At 54.0% G+C, this 1,553-nt stretch carries 2 protein-coding genes and 1 pseudogene; all 3 read right to left on the minus strand.

Annotated features, from left to right (window positions below):
* The coding region (locus tag PSI15_RS17940) for a TraI domain-containing protein (protein ID WP_273584697.1) at positions 1-315 on the minus strand (315 nt) is incomplete at its 3' end.
* 191 nt (positions 316-506) lie between these two features.
* Positions 507-1,202 carry an N-6 DNA methylase gene (locus PSI15_RS17945; RefSeq protein WP_273584698.1) on the minus strand — a complete coding sequence of 232 codons (696 nt, stop codon included), beginning with the start codon at positions 1,200-1,202 and terminating at the stop codon, positions 507-509.
* Positions 1,203-1,310: 108 nt separating this feature from the next.
* Positions 1,311-1,553: pseudogene (locus PSI15_RS17950) on the minus strand (DUF1281 domain-containing protein); the annotation flags it as partial.

A 1,553-nucleotide genomic window follows, 5' to 3' on the forward strand; every position in this document is an offset into this window, starting at 1 on the left:
TGTGAGGTCGATAAATCCCCCGCTGCCCGACCAGTCGCCTTCCCGTGTTGCGGGCACCTGCTGGACACGGCTGAGCAACTGCCTGACCGGTGTCAGGTAAAAACGCTGATACAGCCCGTCGGGCAAGGCACTGTTTTCCCACAGCTGCCGGAGACACTGCCGGCGCAGGGACGTGGCCAGTAACTCATCGGCCGACTGCGGCCGGAAATAGCCCAGGCTGTCTTTCGGCGGGGGAGGCGATTTGGCTTGTGGCGCTGTCTGACGGGTAAAATGGGATTTAAAACGGTTAAACATCGCGGTTCCTCTCTGGTTCAAATTTGGCCCAGTGTCGGTGAATCCCAGCCTGAAACAAGGAAAAACTCTTTCTGCGATAATGAAAATTAATCTGACTCGATTCACCCCGTGTTTGACTTACCGAATCACCTTAATTTTCTTCATAACATCAATCAATTAACCCCATTTAAATACAAAAAAGCGCCCCGAAAGGCGCAAAAGTGAAAAAGAATTCAGGCCGCGGTTTGCGGTTGCGGTTGGCAGGCCTGCAAACGCTGCGACCAGTTACCCAGATAATGAGCCGGCGTGTAACGTGTCCGCTTGCGGTCATCATCACACAGGGCATCCCCGATGGTCACCTGTGCCGGTATCCCCGTCAGGGACAGCTGGATATAGGCCATCACTGCGGCCAGCGGGTCAATATCGATGACCGATACCCACAGGCAGCATAACGGGTCATGCCCCTGCTCCCGCAGCTCTTCGGCCGCAGCCAGTGTCATACAACCCGAACCGCAGGCGGGCTCGTGTAACGTCACAAAGGGTTTTTCCTGTAACAACGCTGAGATATCCTGAAACTGAATTTTCGCCATCATTCTGGCGACCCCCCAGGGGGTAAAAAACTGCTGAAGGTGCGTATCCCCGAGTTCCAGTAACATAAATACCCTGCCCAGAAAATCACACGGTTCCTGGGCTAACCCCAGCACTACCTGGGAAAACAGCTGCACAATCCGGTCAACATCGTCCCGGTCGTACCTTTTAATGGTTTTCAGGTAGAACTGTTCAAGCTCGTCACTGTAACAATACCTGTTGTGGATGGCCGCCATCGCACAATAACAAAAGTCCCGAAAGACCTGATAGCGGGAATGACCGCGGGCTGTCTGGTTAAACAGGGTAATAAAGGTGTTTTGATAATCAGTCCGAGAAGACATGATGTGTTTTCCTTGCCTGAAAATAAGGGGAAAACACGTCCCGAAAGGGGAAGGTGTCTTCCCCTTTCGGTTGGAATAAAAATGCGTTTAGGGTGAGTTAAATGAATACTATTGCCCGGCCGCAATAGCCGGCACCGGCAGGTGAGCATTCGCTTTTTCACTGTTGACCAGATAGAGCGCCGGGCGGTTTTCCCGTCCTGACAGCCCGCTGCCGCTGTCCACATGCTCCCCCTGGTCATAGCAGTCATAGCCTTTAAGACCGCTGACCGGCTCGCTGTACCAGTGGCGGATCTCGCAGTCAAAAATGGCCGACAGCGCGCCCATCAGTTCGGCGGCAGGCGGCACCCAGGG

Source organism: Xenorhabdus sp. PR6a (genome assembly GCF_028599065.1).
Taxonomy (GTDB): Bacteria; Pseudomonadota; Gammaproteobacteria; order Enterobacterales; family Enterobacteriaceae; genus Xenorhabdus; species Xenorhabdus doucetiae.